Here is an 18,531-nt window from a genome sequence, read left to right as displayed (position 1 = left end):
CGCCGGGCGTTGCCCGCCCGTTGCCCGCCAGGCGGCGCGGCGCGAGGCCGGCCGGTGCATCGTGACGGGCGCCCGCTGCCAGGGCGGGCCGGCCCCGTGCCGGCTCAGCCGCGCGTGCGCGCCGAATCGGCCGCGGAGCCCGGCAACAGGCTCGGCGGCGGCACCGTCGCGGCGCCGTCGGCCGAGGCGCCATTCGGCACGGGCGGGTTCAGCGCGGCGGGATTGCGGGGATCGTGGGCATCGTCGGGGCCGCCGGGATCGCCCGGGCCGGGCGGCGGCGGCACGGCGTCCGAGGCGTCGCCGTCGGTGGGCGGGTAGTGGAGGTCGGGCGGCGCGAGGGGCGGCTGGCCGGACGCCGCCTCCGGCGCGCCCGCGACCGAGGATGTCGCCGCCGCGCCGCCGTTGAAGGTGCTGGCGGTGCCGCCGCCGCTCGCCGGCACCGCCGAGGCCGCCGCTCCCGCCGCCGCGCCGGAGGCCGCCGCGGGATGCGAATCGTCGCTGCACGCGCCGAGCAGCAGCACGATCGACAGCAAGGGGAGGGTGGCCAGTCGGATCATCGAGGGTTCTCCAGTGCGGGGCGGTGTCGGCTAGGTCCGGGAGTATCGCCCGGCCCCGCGTCATGCGTATGACTGCGGCGCGGCCCGCACGGTGCCTGCGCGCCGCGTGCCGGGACGCGTCTCCCGACGTTCGCCGCCACGCGCCTCGGAGCGCCGCCACCGCCTCGTCGGCGAGGCGGCCGAGCCCGAGCCGTAGGCGCTCGCGCACGGATTCGCCGGCCGGCACGAAGGGCCGGCGCAGGCCGTCCTCGCACCCGCCGGCCGCCGCGAGCGCCTCGAGCGTGCCGAGTCCGACGTTGACGCCGGTGCGGTACGGGATCTGGTAGACCAGCACCGGCAGGTCCGCCGCCTGCGCGATCGCCTCGACATGGCGGCGGATGCCGTCCTGCGTCGCGCTCTGCGTGAGGCCGGGCGCGGCGCCGGCTTACCAGCCCACCGTGATCGTGGCGACGGTCGGATTGGTGGCCACCAGCGACGCGCTGAATCCGCTCACGTCGTCGTAGGAGAATCCGTAGCTGAGATGGTTGATGGCGTGCGCATGCCAGAACTGCGAATACGAGTTGGTCGGCTGCGAGGCGTAGAACGAGCCGGCGCTGCTCCAGAGCGCGGGATTTTCCGCCACGTGCCGGTTCAGCGCCGCGCAGAGCTGCGCCTGGATCTGCAGCTGCTTGGCGGTGGGCAGGCCCGGCGCGGCGTTGGTGGCGTCGTTGAGCGGGCCGTTGCCGAGCAGCACTTCCTGGGTGGTCGGCATGCGGTTGACGTAGTACGTGCCCTGGCCGTCGGTGAACCGGAATTGGCCGTTCACGACGCGGCCCGTGAAGGTGCCCTGCGCGTCGGTGAAGGTGAGCGTCCGGCTGCTGTAGAGATTCCAGATCGACTGGATGTAGCTGTCGAGATAGGTCGCGTTGGCGCCGCCCGGCTTGAAGCTGCCGTGCGCGGGCGCGACGATCCGGTACGGCGCCTGCACGAGGCCCTGGAACGGCGTCGGCACCTGCTGCCGGTAGGCCTGGAACAGCGCCGCGCGCGTTTCGGTTTCCCCCACCGTCTGGTCGTAGCCGCCCTGTCCCTGCAGGCGCAGCTCGAGCGGCAAGCCGAACTGGTCGACGCGCGTGGTGTTGCCGAAGAAGTTCGCGGCATTGGTGTCGAACTCGATGAAATCGAACGTCACGTCGATGTTCGGATCGGCCGGATTCTCGAGGTTGGGGCCGGTGTAGCCGGTGACCGGATTGCCCACCGCCTGCAGGTACAGCGTGCTGCCCACCGTCAGGTAGAGCCGCGCCGAGCTGATGGCCGGGATCGTGATCGACTTGCATTGCGACAGCGCGTTCGAGTAGTTCGCGTAGCCGATGCCGTTCTTGGTTTGCTGGGCGTCGTCGGCGGCGCTCATCGGCACCAGCGTGCCCGCGCAGTCGACGTGCACGTAGCGGTTGTGGTTGGCCGGGTCCATGCCCACCAGCGTCCAGTACACCCGACTGTCCGGGTAGGCGCCGTGGGTGCCGTTGACGAGATTGAGCGTGGTGCCCGAGGCCGGAAAGGCCGCCGGCGCCGCCGGCCCGGCCGATGCCGCCTGCGCGCCGGCGTGCATGACGATCAAGCTTGCCGAGGCGAGAATTCTTATCGATATGCCGGCCAGCGATGGGAATTGCCTTTGTCTCATTTCTTTTTCTCCAAGTTTATTCGACCGCGTCGGGCGCGATGGAAATGTCCCGGGCGGCCAGCCCTTGCGTTGGCGCTGTTGGACGAAAACCTGGCGGCGCGGCCGGATGCGCCGGCTCGCCGTGGGGCCCTGGCCAAGCGTCGATACGCAATGAATTCGGTAATTGGCCACCGAAATAAAACAAAAGCTGAATCCTGATAGCGACGCATTCGGTTCGAATCGATCTGAGCATGGCGGCAAAGCCGTTGTCAAACCTTTGGCGGAATCGAAATGAAAAGGCCGCCGCGATATCGATTGGCGGCAGGCATGCCGCCGCGGGCGCGGTGTGCGGGAGCGAGGCGCACGGCCCGCGCGGGGCGGCAAATGACTTTTGGTTGTGATCTCAACACGATTGAATCGTAGGGACGGCGTGCCGTGCTCGCTACAATCGCCGCTTACCAATACCTGACATCCGACGGACCACACACACAGGGGATTCGATGACTCAGACGCAACGGATCGGCCGCTGGCTGATCGCGGGCGCGGCGGCGGCGCTCGTCGCGGCGGCGCCGGCCGTGCAGGCGGACACCGCGCTGCTCAACGTGTCCTACGACGTGACGCGCGAGCTCTACAAGGACATCGACGCGGGCTTCGTGGCGGCCTGGAAGCAGCGCAGCGGCGAGACCGTCTCGGTGCGCCAGTCGCACGGCGCGTCGAGCGCGCAGGCGCTGTCGGTGCTGCAGGGCCTGCAGGCCGACGTGGTGACGATGAACCAGCCGAACGACATCGATCTGCTCGCCGAGCGCGGCCATCTGCTGCCGAAGGACTGGCGCCGGCGGCTGCCCGACAACAGCTCGCCGTATTCCACCACGATGGTGTTCCTGGTGCGCCACGGCAATCCGAAGCAGATTCACGACTGGAGCGATCTGGCCCGGCCCGGCGTGCAGGTGGTGATCGCGAACCCGAAGACCTCGGGCAACGGCCGCTACGCGTATCTGGCCGCGTGGGGCTACCAGAAGCTCAAGGGCGCGAGCGACGAGCAGGCGCTCGGCTTCGAGAAGGCGATCTTCCGCAACGTGCCGGTGCTCGACGCGGGCGGCCGCGGCGCGACCACCACCTTCACGCAGCGCGGCATCGGCGACGTGCTGGTGACCTTCGAGAACGAGGTGGCGCTGATGGACGCCGGCAGCGCGGGCGGGCAGTTCGATGCCGTCTATCCGTCCACCAGCATCCTGGCCGAGCCGCCGGTGGCGCTGGTCGACAAGGTGGTCGACAAGAAGGGCACGCGCAAGGTGGCGCAGGCCTACCTCGATTACCTGTATTCGCCGGCCGGGCAGGAGATCATCGCGAAACATCATCTGCGCCCGCGCGATGCGGGCGTGCTGAAGCAGCATGCGGCGGAGTTCAAGCCGCTGAAGACGTTCAGCGTCGAGCAGGTGTTCGGCAGTTGGGACACCGTGCAGAAGACGCATTTCGCGGACGGCGGCACGTTCGACCGGATCATCGTCGACCGGAAGTAGCCGCGCGCGGGCCATCAGGAATCGGGACCGTTTCGCCCCCCGGCGGGCGGGCGCCGCCGGTCTCGCCCCCCCCAGCACGGCGCCGCCCGCGCGGCCCGCCGCCAGGGCCCCATCGGGGCTGCCGGCAAAATCCTCCTCATCCGGCGCGCAAAACATCGGAAATCTTCTCCGATCCCCGGCTTCGCGGCGAGAACAGAAAAATTCCACTCCGTCATCGGGCGAAAAATAGCCAAAAAACAGCCGCAGCTGACAGGCGGCTCGCGATTTCGCTTCGAATCCGAACCCCGATACGCCCTGGAGACACGCCCATGACCGCCCGCCTGCCGATCGACGGCTCCCCGCCGCTGGCCGACTACCGCCTCGCCGACAACCTCACCGCCACGCGCGGCCGCGTGTTCCTGACCGGCACCCAGGCGCTGGTGCGCCTGCTGCTGATGCAGCGCGCGCTCGACGCGGCGCGCGGCGTCGATTCGGCCGGCTTCGTCAGCGGCTACCGCGGCTCGCCGCTCGGCATGGTCGATCAGCAGATGTGGAAGGCCAAGAAGCTGCTCGACGCGAGCCGCGTGCGCTTCCTGCCCGCGATCAACGAGGAGCTGGGCGGCACCGCGGTGCTCGGCACGCAGCGCGTGGAGGCGGACCCGGAGCGTACCGTCGAAGGCGTGTTCGCGATGTGGTACGGCAAGGGGCCGGGCGTCGATCGCGCGGCCGACGCGCTCAAGCACGGCAACGCCTATGGGGCGTCGCCGCACGGCGGCGTGCTGGTGGTGGCCGGCGACGACCACGGCTGCGTGTCGTCGTCGATGCCGCACCAGAGCGACTTCTCGATGATCGGCTGGCAGATGCCGATCGTGAATCCGTCGAACATCGCCGACATGCTCGAGTTCGGCCTGTACGGCTGGGCGCTGTCGCGCTTCTCGGGCGCCTGGGTCGGCTTCAAGGCGATCTCGGAGACGGTGGAGTCGGGCTCGACCGTCGACCTCGACGCGCTCGCCACCGAGTGGCCCGCGCCGGAAGGCTTCGTCGCGCCGGCGGGCGGCCTGCACAACCGCTGGCCCGATTTGCCGAGCCTGAGCATCGAGGCGCGGCTCGCGGCCAAGCTCGACGCGGTGCGCCACTTCGCGCGCGCCAACAGCATCGATCGCTGGATCGCGCGCAGCGAGCACGCCAGCATCGGCATCGTCACCTGCGGCAAGGCGCATCTGGACCTGATGGAAGCGCTGCGCCGGCTCGACCTGACGGTGGCCGATCTCGACGCGGCCGGCGTGCGCATCTACAAGGTCGGCCTGTCGTTCCCGCTCGAGACCACGCGCCTCGACACGTTCGTCGAGGGCCTGGACGAAGTGCTCGTGATCGAGGAGAAGGGGCCGGTGATCGAGCAGCAGATCAAGGATCATCTCTACAACCGCACCGCGGGCGCGCGCCCGCGCGTGTTCGGCAAGCACGACGAACACGGCGCGCCGCTGCTGTCGGCGCTCGGCGAACTGCGCCCCTCGCGCGTGCTGCCGGTGTTCGCGGCCTGGCTCGCGCGCCACCGTCCGGCGCTGGACCGGCGCGAGCGCGTGGGCGAGCTGATCGCGCCGGAGATGCTTTCCAACGCGGCCGACGCGGTCAGGCGCACGCCGTATTTCTGCTCGGGCTGCCCGCACAACACCTCGACGAAGGTGCCCGAGGGGTCGGTCGCGCAGGCCGGGATCGGCTGCCACTTCATGGCCTCGTGGATGGAGCGCGACACCACCGGCCTGATCCAGATGGGCGGCGAGGGCGTGGACTGGGCCGCGCATGCGATGTTCACCAACACGCGCCACGTGTTCCAGAACCTCGGCGACGGCACCTACTTTCATTCGGGCATTCTCGCGATCCGCCAGGCGGTGGCCGCGCGCGCGACGCTCACCTACAAGATCCTCTACAACGACGCGGTGGCGATGACGGGCGGCCAGCCGGTGGACGGCAGCCTGTCGGTGCCGCAGATCGCGCGGCAGGTGGAGGCCGAGGGCGTGTCGCGCTTCGTGGTGGTGTCCGACGAGCCGCAGAAGTACGACGGCCATCGCGACCAGTTCCCGAAGGGCACCACCTTCCATCATCGCGACGAACTCGACGCCGTGCAGCGCGAGCTGCGCGACACCGACGGCGTGACGGTGCTGATCTACGACCAGACCTGCGCGGCCGAGAAGCGGCGCCGCCGCAAGAAGGGCGAGTATCCCGATCCGCCGAAGCGCGCCTTCATCAACGAGGCCGTCTGCGAGGGCTGCGGCGACTGCGGCGTGCAGTCCAACTGCCTGTCGGTCGAGCCGGTCGAGACCGAGCTGGGCCGCAAGCGCCGCATCGACCAGTCGTCGTGCAACAAGGATTACTCGTGCGTGAACGGCTTCTGCCCGAGCTTCGTGACGGTGGAGGGCGCGGCGCTGAAGAAGGCGGCCGGCTTCGGGTTCGACGAGGCCGCGCTGGCCGCGCGCGTGGCGGCGCTGCCGGTGCCGGCCGCGCGGCTTGCGGCGGCGCCCTACGACCTGCTGGTCACGGGCGTGGGCGGCACCGGCGTGGTCACGGTGGGCGCGCTGATCAGCATGGCCGCGCATCTGGAAGGCCACAGCGCGTCGGTGCTCGATTTCATGGGCTTCGCGCAGAAGGGCGGCGCGGTGCTCTCGTACGTGCGGATCGCCGCGCGCGACGAGTGGCTCAACCAGGTGCGCATCGACACGCAGCAGGCCGACGTGCTGCTCGCCTGCGACATGGTGGTGGGCGCCAGCGCCGACGCGCTGCAGACGGTGCGCCATGCCCGCACGCGCGTGGTGGTCAATACCCACCCGATTCCGAACGCGTCGTTCGTGCGCGATCCGGACGCGAGCCTGCACGCCGACGCGCTGCTCGACAAGATGCGCCACGCGGCCGGTGCTGCGTTCGTGACCGATTGCGACGCGCAGGCGCTCGCGGCCAGGTTCCTCGGCGACACCATCGGCGCGAACATCCTGATGCTCGGCTTCGCCTGGCAGCAGGGGCTGGTGCCGGTCTCGCACGCGGCGCTGATGCGCGCGATCGAGCTGAACGGCGTGGCGGTGCCGGCCAATCGCCTCGCGTTCGCGATCGGGCGCATGGCCGCGGGCGACCCGGCCGCGCTCGAGGCGCTCTGGCGCGCGCAGCACGCGGCGCCGGCCGCGGCCGAGCCGGCGCCGCGCTCGCTCGACCAACTGGTGGAGGATCGCGCCGCGCGCCTGGCCGCCTACGGCGGGCCGCGCTACGTCGCGCGCTACCGCGCGCTGGTGGAGGCGGCGCGCGCCACCGGCGACGCGCGCGTGGCCGAGGCGGTGGCCACCACGTTCCACAAGCTGCTCGCGGTGAAGGACGAATACGAGGTCGCGCGGCTCTATAGCGACGGCACGTTTCGCGCGGCACTGGCCGCGCAGTTCGACGGCGTGGCCGGGCGCGACTACCGCGTGAGCTTCCACCTGGCGCCGCCCGCCATCGCCAGGGCGGACCCGGGCGGGCGGCCGAGGAAGCGGCGCTTCGGCGGCTGGATCTGGCCGGTGCTCGGCGTGCTGGCGCGCCTGCGCGCGCTGCGCGGCACGCCGCTCGACCCGTTCGGCCGCACCGAGGAGCGCCGCATGGAGCGCGCGCTCGCCGACGATTACGAGGCCACCATGACGCGCGCGTTCGAGGTGATGGACGCGCACAACGCCGACCTGGTGGCCGCGCTCGCGGCGCTGCCGGCCCGCGTGCGCGGCTACGGCGCCGTGAAGCTCGCGAGCGTGGCCGCGATGAAGCGCGCCGAGCAGCCGCTCGCGCTGCGCGCCGGCGTGAGCGCGGCGACCAGCGCGGCGGTGGCGCGGGCGATCGAGTCGATCAAGGGTGCCGGCGCGCTGCGCGGGATCCCGGTGGTGGTCGCGAAGTAAGGCGGGCGGGAGCGGCGCGAGGGCGGGCGGGGCGGCGTGCGCGGCTGCGCCGCCCGCCGCCGCCGCATCCCGGCCTCTCGGCGCTCAGACGAGCCCTTTCTTGCGCGTGGACAGGGCCGTCTCCGACAGATCGACCTCGCGCATCAGCTTGGCGAGCGTCACGTCGTTGATCTTCTGTTCGGTGCGCATCCGGTACAGCGCCGCGCGTTCGGCGCGCACCGCCGCGATCTTCATCTGCAGCTCCATGCGCTCGGCCTGCTTGGCCTCCGCGCGCAGCGTGGCGGCGTCCTCGCCGTCGTCGAGCGCCACCAGGCGGCGCCGGTATCGATCCATCACGCGCGCGGTGATGTCGGCGCAGCGCGCGGCGTCGGCCTCGTCGAGATCGGCGGTCAGCGTGTCGTGGGTCGCGTCGATCGCGCGGATCGCGGCCTGCGCGGCCGCCGCGCGCGCCGCGCGCTCCTCGTGCGCATGCGGATGCGGGACGGTGCGCATCCCGCGCAGCAGCAGCGGCAGCCCGACCACGGCCACCAGCAGCGAGCCGAGGATCACCCCCGAGGCGACGAAGATCGCCGTGTCGCGGCCGGCCAGCGGCGTGCCGTTGCCGAGCGCGACCGGCAGCGACAGCACGCCGGCCAGCGTGACCGCGCCGCGCACGCCACCCACCGTCATCAGCGAGATGGTGCGAAACCCCGGCAAGGCGCCGGGCATGCCGCGCCGCGCCGCGCGGCGGCTCGCGATCGAGCGCAGCAGCCAGATCCAGGTGAAGCGGATCGCGTAGAGCGCGCCCAGCATCGCGATCACGTAGCCGATCATCGCCAGCATCCGCGCGTCGCTCTCGTGGTGCGCCGACAGCAGCGCGCGGCCGATGATCTGCGGCATCTGCAGGCCCAGCATGATGAACACCATGCCGTTGAACACGAACTCGATCATCGACCAGGTGCTCTCGGCGCGCACCCGCGCGGCCACCGTGCTGCTGCGCGAGAAGCTCGTGTAGTTCATCATCATCCCGGCCGCCACCGCCGACAGAATGCCCGACAGCCCGAAGTGCTCGGCGATCAGGTAGGACGCGAACGGGATCAGCAGCGTCATCACGATGCCCGGCGCCGGGTCGCCCTCCTGCGCGGCGTTCAAGAAGCGCGTGGAGAGCGCGCTGAACAGCCAGGCCAGCAGCGCGCCCACCGCGAGCCCGCCCGAGGCGACGATCACGAAGGTGATCGAGGCGTCGCGCAGCGAGAACAGGCCGGTGAGCGCGGCCGCGATCGCGAACTTCAGCGCCACCAGGCCGGAGGCGTCGTTCATCAGCGCCTCGCCTTCCAGGATATGCATCAGCTGCGGCGCGATCCTGCCCCGGCCGGCGATGCCCGACAGCGCCACCGCGTCGGTGGGCGAGAGCACCGCGGCCAGCGCGAACGCCACCGGCAGCGGCAGCTCCGGAATCAGCCAGTGCGCGAAGTAGCCCACCGCCACCACCGTGATGAACACCAGCCCGAACGCGAGCATCAGGATCGCGCGCCGCTGGAGGTAGAGCTCGCGCTTCGGAATCCGCCAGCCGTCCGCGAACAGCAGCGGCGGAATGAACAGCAGCATGAACAGCTCGGGATCGAAGGTGACGTGCAGGTTCAGCCGCGGCCAGGCCAGCACGGCGCCGAACGCGATCTGCAGCAGCGGCAGCGGCGGGCGCCACGGCAGCAGCCGGATCACGATGCCGGACAGCGCCACGGCAAGCAGCAGGATCAGGACGGTGAAGACGATTTCCATCGAGGTGCCGGGGATTTGAAAACGGGGACCGGGCGAGTGTAGCGCGCGCGGAAGAAGCGCGGCGTGCCGCCGCGCACCGGTTTGGTGCGAGCGAGCCCCGCCAGCAGGCATGCGGCGCGGCCCGCGCGCGGCGGGCCGGGTTGGCGGTGAGCACGGAGCTTGCTTATCCCTGGCGGGACAATCGCAGCGAAATAACGCCAACACGAGGGTGCGAGGATGTGCATACCGATATTGCGTCGAGCGCCGGCCGCGGTGCCGACCGCCAGGAGGGTCGCCCAATGGTGACGACGATTCAGCAGGAGCGCCCGGTGGCGGTGACGGGATCGGCATACCGCTTCGAGCGCGAGGTGACGTCCGGTTTCGAGCGCGTCGCGACGCGCCATCGCGACCTGTCGCTGTCGAGCATGTTTCAGCCGATCTTCAGCCTGTCGCACCAGCGGGCGGTCGGCTACGAGGGGCTGCTGCGCGCGCACGATGCGCTCGACCGCGTGGTCGCGCCGGTGGACGTGTTCGGCGAGGCGGCGCGGCATGGCGACGTGATGCTGGTGGACCGGCTGGCGCAGGCGCTGCATCTCGAGAATTTCTCGCTGCTCGGCGCCGCGCGCGAGTGGCTGTTCCTGAACGTCCATCCGGGCGTGCTGACCGACCAGTTCCAGACCGCCGCGCTGCTCGCGAACCTGAAGCGGCTGGGCATCTCGCCGCGGCGCGTGGTGCTCGAGGTGCTGGAGCAGCGCGCCGACGATCTCGACCGGCTCGCCGAGGCCGTCAAGGCGTTTCGCGAGCACGGCTTCCTGATCGCGCTCGACGATTTCGGCGCCGGTCATTCGAACATCGAGCGGATCTGGCAGCTGAACCCCGACATCGTCAAGCTCGACCGCATCATGCTGTCCCACGCCCAGCACCGCAGCGGCCAGACCGCGATCCTGCACGGGCTCGTCACGCTGCTGCACGAGGCCGGCAAGCTGGTGCTGATCGAGGGCATCGAGACCGAGCACGACGCGCAGGTCGCGCTCGCCTGCGAGGCCGATTTCGTGCAGGGCTACTTCTTTGGCCGGCCGGCGCCGGGGCTGGCCGACGGCGCCACCGCGTCGGCCTGCATCGGCGAGCTGACCGAGCGCTACCGCAGCCAGACCGAGGCGCGCGAGCGGCGCGACGCGCAGCGCATCGCGCCGTACCTGCGCGCCTTCGAGCGCGCGGCGGAGCGGCTCTCGGCGGGCGAATCGCTCGACGAGGTGTGCTGGAACTTCCTCTCGCTCGACGATGCGGCGCGCTGCTTCCTGCTCGACGCGCAGGGCCGGCAGGCCGACAGCAACGTGGTGCGGCGCGCCGATCGGGCGCTGCACGAGATGCGCTTCGCGCCGCTGTCGGACGCGCAGGGCGCGAACTGGCTGCGCCGGCCGTATTTCCGCGCGGCGATCGCCGAGCCGCAGCGCGTCCACGTGACGAGGCCGTACCTGTCGATCAACGAGGCGCTGCCGTGCGTGACGCTGTCGATCGCGATCCGGATCGCGGATTCGCTGTGCGTGCTGTGCGGGGATATCGACTGGCCGGAGGCGGGCCCGGCGGGGTAGGCGGGCGCGCCGGCGGCACGCGTGAGCCGGCGCGACGGGTGTTGCTCCCGAGCCGGCGCATGAGAGTTTGGCGCCGCTCGCTGCCACACGCCATGAACAAGAATATCGGCCGGCGCGTCCGGCCATCCGCAAGCGCGCGCGGCGTCGGGGCCAACCGTCGCGTGCATCGAGGGCTGCTGCGCCGGATCGCGCCGATCTGCGGCGCGTCATGGGCCGTCCTGCATCTGCACCTGGCCGCCGCGCAGGCCGTCGATCCGCTCGCCGAGCAGGAGCAGCGCCGCCGCGCGCAGCAGCAGCAGATCGAGCGCGAGCGCGCCGCACACGCGCCGAACGTCACGCTGCAGGCGCCCGCGGCGCCGGCCGTGGACGACGGCAGGCTGCCCGCCGAGACACCTTGTTTTCGCATCGATTCACTCGCGCTCGAGGTGCCGCCGGGCCTCAGCGAAGCCGTGGAGGCGGCCGGTGCCCGCGCGCTGCTGCCGAACCCGCTGTTTCCCGGCGAACTGCGCTTTGCCGACGAGTACCTGCAGCGCTATCGCGGCCGGTGCGTCGGCACGCAGGGCCTCAACCTGATCGTGCATCGCGTGATGTCGCGGCTGATCGAGCGCGGCTACTCCACCACGCGCGTGCTGATCGGGCCGCAGGATCTGTCGAGCGGCAAGCTCAGGCTGCAATTGATTCCCGGCGTGATCAGCGCGATCCGCTTCGCCGATCCGTCGATCTATGGCACCTGGCGCAATGCGTTTCCGACCCGGCCCGGCCAATTGCTGAACCTGCGCGATCTGGAGCAGGGCCTCGAGCAGATGAAGCGCGTGCCGGACCAGGACGTCGATATGCAGATCGTGCCGGGCGCGGCGGTCGGCGAGAGCGATGTGGTGATTTTCGTCAAGCGCACGAAGCCGTGGGCGCTGACGCTGAGCGCCGACGACAGCGGCTTCAAGTCCACCGGTCAGCTGCAGGGCAGCGCGAGCCTCACGATCGACAATCCGCTCGGGCTGTCGGACCTGCTCAATCTCGGCTACACGCACGACATCAACGGCCATGCGAGCAAGTACGGCACGCACGGGGCGAGCGCGTTCTATTCGATTCCGTGGGGCAACTGGACCTTCACCGCCACCGCGAGCCAGTATGACTATCATCAGCAGATCGCGGAGGCGTCCACGGCGCTGGTGTCGAGCGGCAAGTCGAAGACCTTCGACCTGAAGGCGGAGTACCAGTTCTACCGCAACCAGGTGCAGAAGAACTCGATCGAGTTTCGCGTGGGGCGGCGCGATCGGCGGCCACGCGGCCCTGAGCGCCAAGCTGGCCGGCACGCTGAACAATGCGCAGGGCAATTGGTCTCGAACGCGGACCTTTCCGTGACGAGCGGCGCGGTGCTGACCAATACCGGCGGGGTGATCAACGCGAGCGGCAACGGCAGCGTGTAGGCCGCCTCGCTCACCAACGGCGGCGGCATCACGGCCGGCAACGCGCTGACGGTGAGCGCGGCCGGCCTGCTCGCGCTGATGGCGCCCGACATCGAGAATCGCGACGATTCGACGGTAGGCGATTCGTCGGCGACCACGGCCATCTACGGCCTCGGGCAAGTGATCCTGGCGGGCGGGCAGGACGCCAACGGCAACTTCTACAACGCCGGCGTGATTCGCAATCAGTCGGGCCTGATCCAGTCGGGCCGCGACATGCTGATCGAGGCGAACCTCGTCACGAACACGCGCCGCGCGATGGGCGTGTCCGGGCTCGTGCCGCTCGATCCGGCCTACGTCGAATCGCTCGGCATCAGTCTGGCCGGCCGTACCGGCCAGGCGAATCATCCCGACCCGAACAGCATCGGTGGCGTCTACATCGACCCGCCGCACGGCGGCAGGGACAATAGCGATTACCTCTACACCGACTACACCGGCATAGCGTCCGGCTCCGTCGTGAACTACGTGACGCCGAAGTCGCAGATCGTTTCGGGGGGCAACCTGAACGCCTACTCGGTCGGCACGCTGCAGAATGATTGGAGCCAGGTGGCGGCGGTCGGCAACATCGGCTCGCCGCAGTCGATCGATCAGAACAGCTGGCGCGGTCAGACCGCGCCGCAGATCGTGGTCACCTACAGCGGCGTCTATACCTACAGAACCTACAAGGGGCGGATGTGGGGCTATGACTTCTGCGACGGCAATGCGATCTGCAAGGCACCGGTCGACGTGCGCACCTACGCCATGCCGGCAAGCGGGGCGTATGAATCGACCTTCACCGCCGGCGGCACCCTGAGCGGCACCGGCGTGACCATCAACAACACGGCCGGCAACGCCGGGCTGCTGCCGCCGCCCGCGCTGCAGGCGGGCCAGACCGCGCAGAGCGACCGCGCGCAGTCGGTGGGCGGTACGCTCGGCGGCGGGCAGGGCGGCTCGGCCGTCGCCACCGGCGCCGTGAGCGGTGCGGTGGATTCCGCCATGGTGGTGCGTTCGATCGGCGCGAGCGCGATCCACGACACGATCGACGCCGGCGCGACGGGGCACGACCTCAGCGTGCGCGCGGTGGGCGGCGCCGTGCAAACCGGGGCGGCCACATCGCGAGCGGCGGCGTGGGCGCGGTCGGCCGGACCAATGTGGCGAACGCCACCGCGCCGGCGGTGCTCAGCCACATCGCGCTGCCGGCGGGCGGGCTGTTCAGCGTCGTCACCGCACCGCAGACGCCCTACCTGATCGAGACGAATCCCGCGTTCACGAGCGCGCAGCAGTGGCTGTCGAGCGACTACTATTTCCAGCAGACCGGAATGGATCCATCCAAGATCCAGCTGAGGCTCGGCGACGGCTTCTATGAACAGAAGCTCGTGCAGGACCAGATCATGGCCATGACCGGCAAGGCGGTCCTGACCAACTACGCCGACACGCAGGCCGAATACCAGGCGCTGATGACCTCCGGGGCCGCGCTCGCCAAAGCGCTGGACCTCGCGCCCGGCACCGGGCTGTCGCCCGAGCAGGTCGCGCAGCTGACCAGCAATGTCGTGATCATGCAGACCCAGGTCGTGGACGGCAAGTCGGTGCTGGTGCCGGTGGTCTACCTGGCGCAGGCGAGCCAGCAGGACATGCGCAACGGCCCGCTGATTGCGGCCACCAACATCGACCTGCAGAATGCCGTGGCCGTGAACAACAGCGGTACGATCAGTGCGAGCAACGATTTCTCGATCAGCAGCCAGCGCATCGACAGCTCGTTCGGCACGCTGCAAAGCGGCGGGAATATGTCGCTTGTGAGCAGCGGCGACGTCAACCTGACCTCGGCCACCGTGAACGCGGGCAGCCTGCAGCTGAAGGCGGGCGGCAATCTCGTGCTCGACTCCGCGGTGAACACGCTGAACCAGAGCGGCAACGGCGGAGCGACGCGCACCACTACCTCGCTCGGGCCGCTTGCCAGCATCAACGTGAGCGGCAACGCGTCGATCGTCACTGGCGGCAATTTCGAGCAGAACGCCGGCAGCCTGAACGTGGGTGGCGCGTTGGGCCTGAACGTGGGCGGCGACTGGACGCTCGGCGTGCAGCAGACCGGCGAGAGCCAGCTCGTCTATCGCCATGGCGGCGTGTCGGACACCCGCTTCTCGATCGACACCGGCAGCAGCGTGAAGGTAGGCGGCGCCGCGGCGATCGTGGTGGGCGGCAACCTGAGCGCCACCGGCGCGAACCTGAACCTCGGCGGCGGGGGCGCCATCGAGGTGGGCGGCAACCTGAACCTGCAGGCCGCGGTGGCGACCTCGACCATCGACAGCAGCAGCTCGGGCAGCGAGTCGCATCGCAGCTATGCGGAAGCGCGGCACGTGTCCGACGACGCCGTCATCGCCACCACGCTGACGGGCGGCGACAGTCTCACGCTGGCCGCCGGCAAGGACATCAACGTGCTCGGTAGCACCGTGTCGCTCGACCGGGGCGCCGCGCAACTGGTGGCGGGCGGCAACGTGACGATCGGTGCCGTGACCGAGACGCATGTGAACGACTCGCACGAGACCCACAGCCATAGCGGCTTGGCTAGCTCGACGAAGGTCGCGAGCTCGCGTGATACCACGACCACCCTAGCCGACGGCAGCACGATCTCGGCCGACTCGGTGTCGATCGTCGGCGGGCAGGACCTGAACGTGCGCGGCAGCACGATCGTCGGGACGCACGACGTGTCGCTCACCGCTGCGCACGATGTGAACATCACCACGACGCAGGACACCATGGACTCGTCGGGCAGCTACCAGGAGAAGCACTCCGGGCTGATGGCGGGTGGCGGGCTCTCGGTGTCGGTGGGCACCAGCAAGCTGGCCACCACCGACCAGGACGCGAGCGTCACCAACAACGCGAGCACCATTGGCTCGCTGAGCGGGAACCTGACCATCCGCGCCGGCGACACGCTGCACGTGACGGGCAGCGACCTGATTGCCGCGAAGAACCTGACGGGGATCGCATCCACCGTGACGATCGACGCGGCCACCGACACCTCGCATCAGTCGCAGACGCAGCAGACCAGCAAGAGCGGCCTGACGGTCGGCCTGTCGGGGACGGTGGGCGATGCGATCAACGGCGCGATCGGCGAGACGCAGGTGACGCGCGAATCGGCGAAGGATAGCAACGGGCGCGCGGCGGCGCTGCACGCTATCGCGGCGGCGGGCGACTTGGCCGCACCGGTCGAGAGCATGTTGGCGAAGGGGCAGGTGCCGACCATCGGCATTCAGGTCAGCTTCGGCTCGAGTCACAGCGCGAGTCAGTCGTCGGAGGATCAGAGCACGCAGCGCGGATCGAAGGCACAGGCGGGCGGCACCGCTACATTCGTGGCGACCGGCGACGGCACGGCGGGCAGCGGCAACCTGACGATCGCCGGTTCCAACGTGGGCGCGGCCGACGCGGTATTGATCGCGAAGAACCAGGTCAACCTCGTCAATACCACCGACACCTATTCGACACGCAGTGCGAACTCGTCGTCGGGCAGCAGCATCGGCGTGTCGATCACCTCCGGCGGCATCGGGGCATCGGCCTCGATGCAGCACGCGCACGGCGACGGGAATTCAGACGCGGCGATCCAGAACAACACGCACATCAATGCCACCAACTCGGCGACGCTCGTGAGCGGCGGCGACACGAACATGATCGGCGCGAACGTGAGTGCCAATCAGGTTAGCGCTTCGATCGGCGGCAACCTGAACGTGGCGAGCGTGCAGGACGTGACGACGAGTGCCGCGCACCAGGGCAGCGTGGGTGGCGGCATCGGCGTGAGCACCATCGGGGTGAGCGGCAGCTTCAGCGCGCAGCACGGCAACGCAAGCGGCAACTACGCCGCCGTGGGCGAGCAGGCCGGCATCCAGGCGGGCTCGGGCGGCTTCGACGTGACCGTGAAGGGCAATACCGACCTGAAGGGCGCAGTGATCGCCAGCACGGCCGACGCGTCGAAGAACAACCTGACCACCGGCACGTTGTCGTTCAGCGACATCCAGGATCACTCGCACTACAGCGCGTCGAGCGGCGGCATCGGCGCGGGCGTGTCGGTCGGCACCAGCGAGAAGATCAGCGGCAAGGATTCCGTCAGCGGCAAGGGCGGCGTGTCGCCGATGGTGGGGCAGAGCGCGGGCGGCGACGCATCGGCGACCACGCGCAGCGCCGTGGGCGCGGGCACGATCACCGTCACCAACGCGGCGGGGCAGGCGCAGGACGTGGCGGGCCTGAGCCGCGACACGAGCAACACCAACGGCGCGGTATCGAAGACGCCGGATGTGCAGCAACTGCTGTCGCAGCAGGCCGACACGATGAACGCGGCCCAGGCTGCGGGGCAGACGGTGGCGACGGCGATCGGCGATTATGCCCAGAGCAGGCTGAACGAAGCGCTGGCGGCGAAGGCCAAGGCGCAGGCCAGCGGCGATGCGGCCGGCGTGGCGGCGGCGCAGGCCCAGATCGACGAGTGGCAAGAGGGCGGCGATTACCGGACCGCGCTGCACGCCGGTGGCGGCGCGCTGATTGCCGGGCTCGGTGGCGGCAATGCGCTGGCTGGCGCGGCCGGGGCGGGGGCGGCGTCGGCGTTGAGCGGCAAGCTCAACGGCCTGAGCAATGCGATTGCGGCATCCAATCCGACGGGCAACGCCTCGCTGGACCAGGCGCTCGGCAACATCATCGCCAACGTCGTGGCGACGGGTGCCGGCGCGGCGGTGGGCGGATCGGCGGGAGCGGCGACGGCGTCGAACGCGGATCTGTTCAACCGGCAGTTGCATCCGCACGAGAAGCAAAAGCTCAGCGATCTGGAGAAGGGGAAAAGCACGGATGAGCAACACAAGCTGGTGGCCGCTGAGTGCGCCCTGACACAGTGTGCTGCAGGCGTGCCTGACAACGATCCGAACAAGGCGACATTGACGCAGTTACAGAACGAAGGCCAGAGCTACACGTACGAGCAAGGGCTGCTGAAGAATGCAGGTGCATTCGATGGTTACGGGCGGGCAGACAAGCTCAACGATTGGTACGACCGCGATCAGATGTCGAATCGCCTCGGCGGCGCGGTCCAAGGCGTCGAAAGTGCGGCAGTCGCTGCGGGCGCACTTGGCGCTGGCTGTGCATCGGTAGTAGCATGCGGACTCGGCTTGACGGTTGCCACGGGGGCCTTGGACTACTCCAAGGCAGGCTTTACGCAGATGGTAAGCGGCAATCAGACGTCGACCTACGGAGAGCAGGTGCTGCAAGGTCTCGGGATGAGCCCATATGCAGCAGGACTGACATATGCGGGGTTTAACTTGGGAGCAGCGGCAGGCAGTGTCGCTGCTAATAGCGCGGCAACACAAGCCGCTGCGCAGGGCGTGCTACCATCAGCAAAAGAAGTACAGGCCACAAACAGCACAAGCTTGAGCGATATCCTGTTGCCGAATGGTGAGCCTGTCGGGTACGTGTATCCCGGCGCGGGTCCTGGGATTAGGACGGTGACGTCGGAGCAGTTTGGTCAATTGCAGTCGCAATTGATGAATGGAGCGACGCCGACCACGACGCCACCGGGGTACGCTGGGACGTGGTATCAAATGCCTGATGGTTCGGTCTTTGGCGTTCGGACAAGTACCGGGAGCGGTACAACGATTGACGTGATAAAGAGCAATAATCCGAGTTTGCCCTCTGGATTCAAGGTGCATCAGCAATGAGTTTGAATCTCCAAGCTAGAGATCGTGTTTTTGGTCAGACCGTCACGGAATACATCCAGACGGTTCCTGGCGAATTGCCTATCGATGCTGTTGGGCTATGGCAAATCGTCCCTGCTGGTCGGCAAAGATTCGGGCTAAGCGGTGATGACCTTACCGAGTTTGTGAGTCGATGCGTGTTTGCTCTGGTGACACGCGGTGCGAAGCCTGTCGTTGGAGGAGGTGGGACGAAATACGATTGGATTATTCAGCCGCAGTATGGCGAAACGAATGAGGAAATCGTGGATGCAGTCGTGAAAGAATGGCTTGCGTCAGGGGCAGTGGACGGTGATCCTGGAGGGCTGTGGTTCGCGTTGCCTTCGCCATACGTTGGAATTAGCGAATAGCGAACAACCCGGCTACGAGCCAGGTTTGTGCTTTCTGGTGTCGGCGAGCGTGATGGTACGGCTGCTGAATTGCTCGATTCGTCGTCGGCCGAGCGC

Annotated in this window: 8 protein-coding genes and 2 pseudogenes; 6 read left to right on the top strand and 4 right to left on the bottom strand. The window is 69.2% G+C overall.

Going from position 1 to position 18,531, the window contains the following annotated elements; genetic code table 11:
* Positions 1-104: 104 nt before the first annotated feature.
* From KS03_RS32855 to KS03_RS16080, 3 genes and pseudogenes are all read right to left on the bottom strand, one after another.
* Positions 105-557 (bottom strand): hypothetical protein, encoded by a 453-nt coding sequence (locus tag KS03_RS32855; RefSeq protein WP_230674459.1) that lies wholly within the window; start codon positions 555-557, stop codon positions 105-107.
* Between the two features lie 265 nt (positions 558-822).
* Positions 823-948: pseudogene (locus tag KS03_RS31450) on the bottom strand (dihydrodipicolinate synthase family protein); the annotation flags it as partial.
* A 33-nt stretch (positions 949-981) separates the two neighbouring features.
* On the bottom strand, positions 982-2,214 hold the full coding sequence (locus KS03_RS16080) for a glycoside hydrolase family 64 protein (protein ID WP_015877171.1): 1,233 nt from the start codon (positions 2,212-2,214) through the stop codon (positions 982-984).
* A 479-nt stretch (positions 2,215-2,693) separates the two neighbouring features.
* Here KS03_RS16080 and KS03_RS16075 point away from each other — a divergent pair, with 479 nt between their 5' ends.
* Positions 2,694-3,713, top strand: coding sequence for a sulfate ABC transporter substrate-binding protein (locus KS03_RS16075; protein WP_015877170.1), 1,020 nt, complete (start codon positions 2,694-2,696; stop codon positions 3,711-3,713).
* Positions 3,714-4,021: 308 nt separating this feature from the next.
* Positions 4,022-7,597 (top strand): indolepyruvate ferredoxin oxidoreductase family protein, encoded by a 3,576-nt coding sequence (locus KS03_RS16070; protein WP_015877169.1) that lies wholly within the window; start codon positions 4,022-4,024, stop codon positions 7,595-7,597.
* Between the two features lie 84 nt (positions 7,598-7,681).
* Here the strand turns inward: KS03_RS16070 and KS03_RS16065 are convergent, their stop codons facing one another.
* On the bottom strand, positions 7,682-9,355 hold the full coding sequence (locus KS03_RS16065; protein WP_015877168.1) for a Na+/H+ antiporter: 1,674 nt from the start codon (positions 9,353-9,355) through the stop codon (positions 7,682-7,684).
* A 281-nt stretch (positions 9,356-9,636) separates the two neighbouring features.
* Between KS03_RS16065 and KS03_RS16060 the strand changes: the two genes are divergently transcribed.
* The 4 genes and pseudogenes from KS03_RS16060 (at position 9,637) to KS03_RS30075 (ending at position 18,435) form a co-directional block, all read left to right on the top strand.
* Positions 9,637-10,926 (top strand): sensor domain-containing phosphodiesterase, encoded by a 1,290-nt coding sequence (locus KS03_RS16060; RefSeq protein WP_026051737.1) that lies wholly within the window; start codon positions 9,637-9,639, stop codon positions 10,924-10,926.
* Positions 10,927-11,018: 92 nt separating this feature from the next.
* The gene (locus KS03_RS16055; protein WP_015877166.1) at positions 11,019-12,353 is read left to right on the top strand and encodes a ShlB/FhaC/HecB family hemolysin secretion/activation protein; all 1,335 of its coding nucleotides are present in this window, start codon (positions 11,019-11,021) and stop codon (positions 12,351-12,353) included.
* Positions 12,354-13,447: 1,094 nt separating this feature from the next.
* Positions 13,448-18,052: pseudogene (locus KS03_RS16050) on the top strand (hemagglutinin repeat-containing protein); the annotation flags it as partial.
* Entirely contained in the window at positions 18,049-18,435 is a 387-nt protein-coding gene (locus KS03_RS30075) for a hypothetical protein (protein WP_080569344.1), read from the top strand. The pseudogene KS03_RS16050 and the gene KS03_RS30075, both read left to right, overlap by 4 nt.
* Positions 18,436-18,531: the final 96 nt, after the last annotated feature.

Source organism: Burkholderia glumae LMG 2196 = ATCC 33617, assembly GCF_000960995.1.
Taxonomy (GTDB): domain Bacteria; phylum Pseudomonadota; class Gammaproteobacteria; order Burkholderiales; family Burkholderiaceae; genus Burkholderia; species Burkholderia glumae.
The sequence above is the reverse complement of the archived record's forward strand: the minus strand, read 5'-3'. Positions and strand labels throughout refer to the sequence as shown.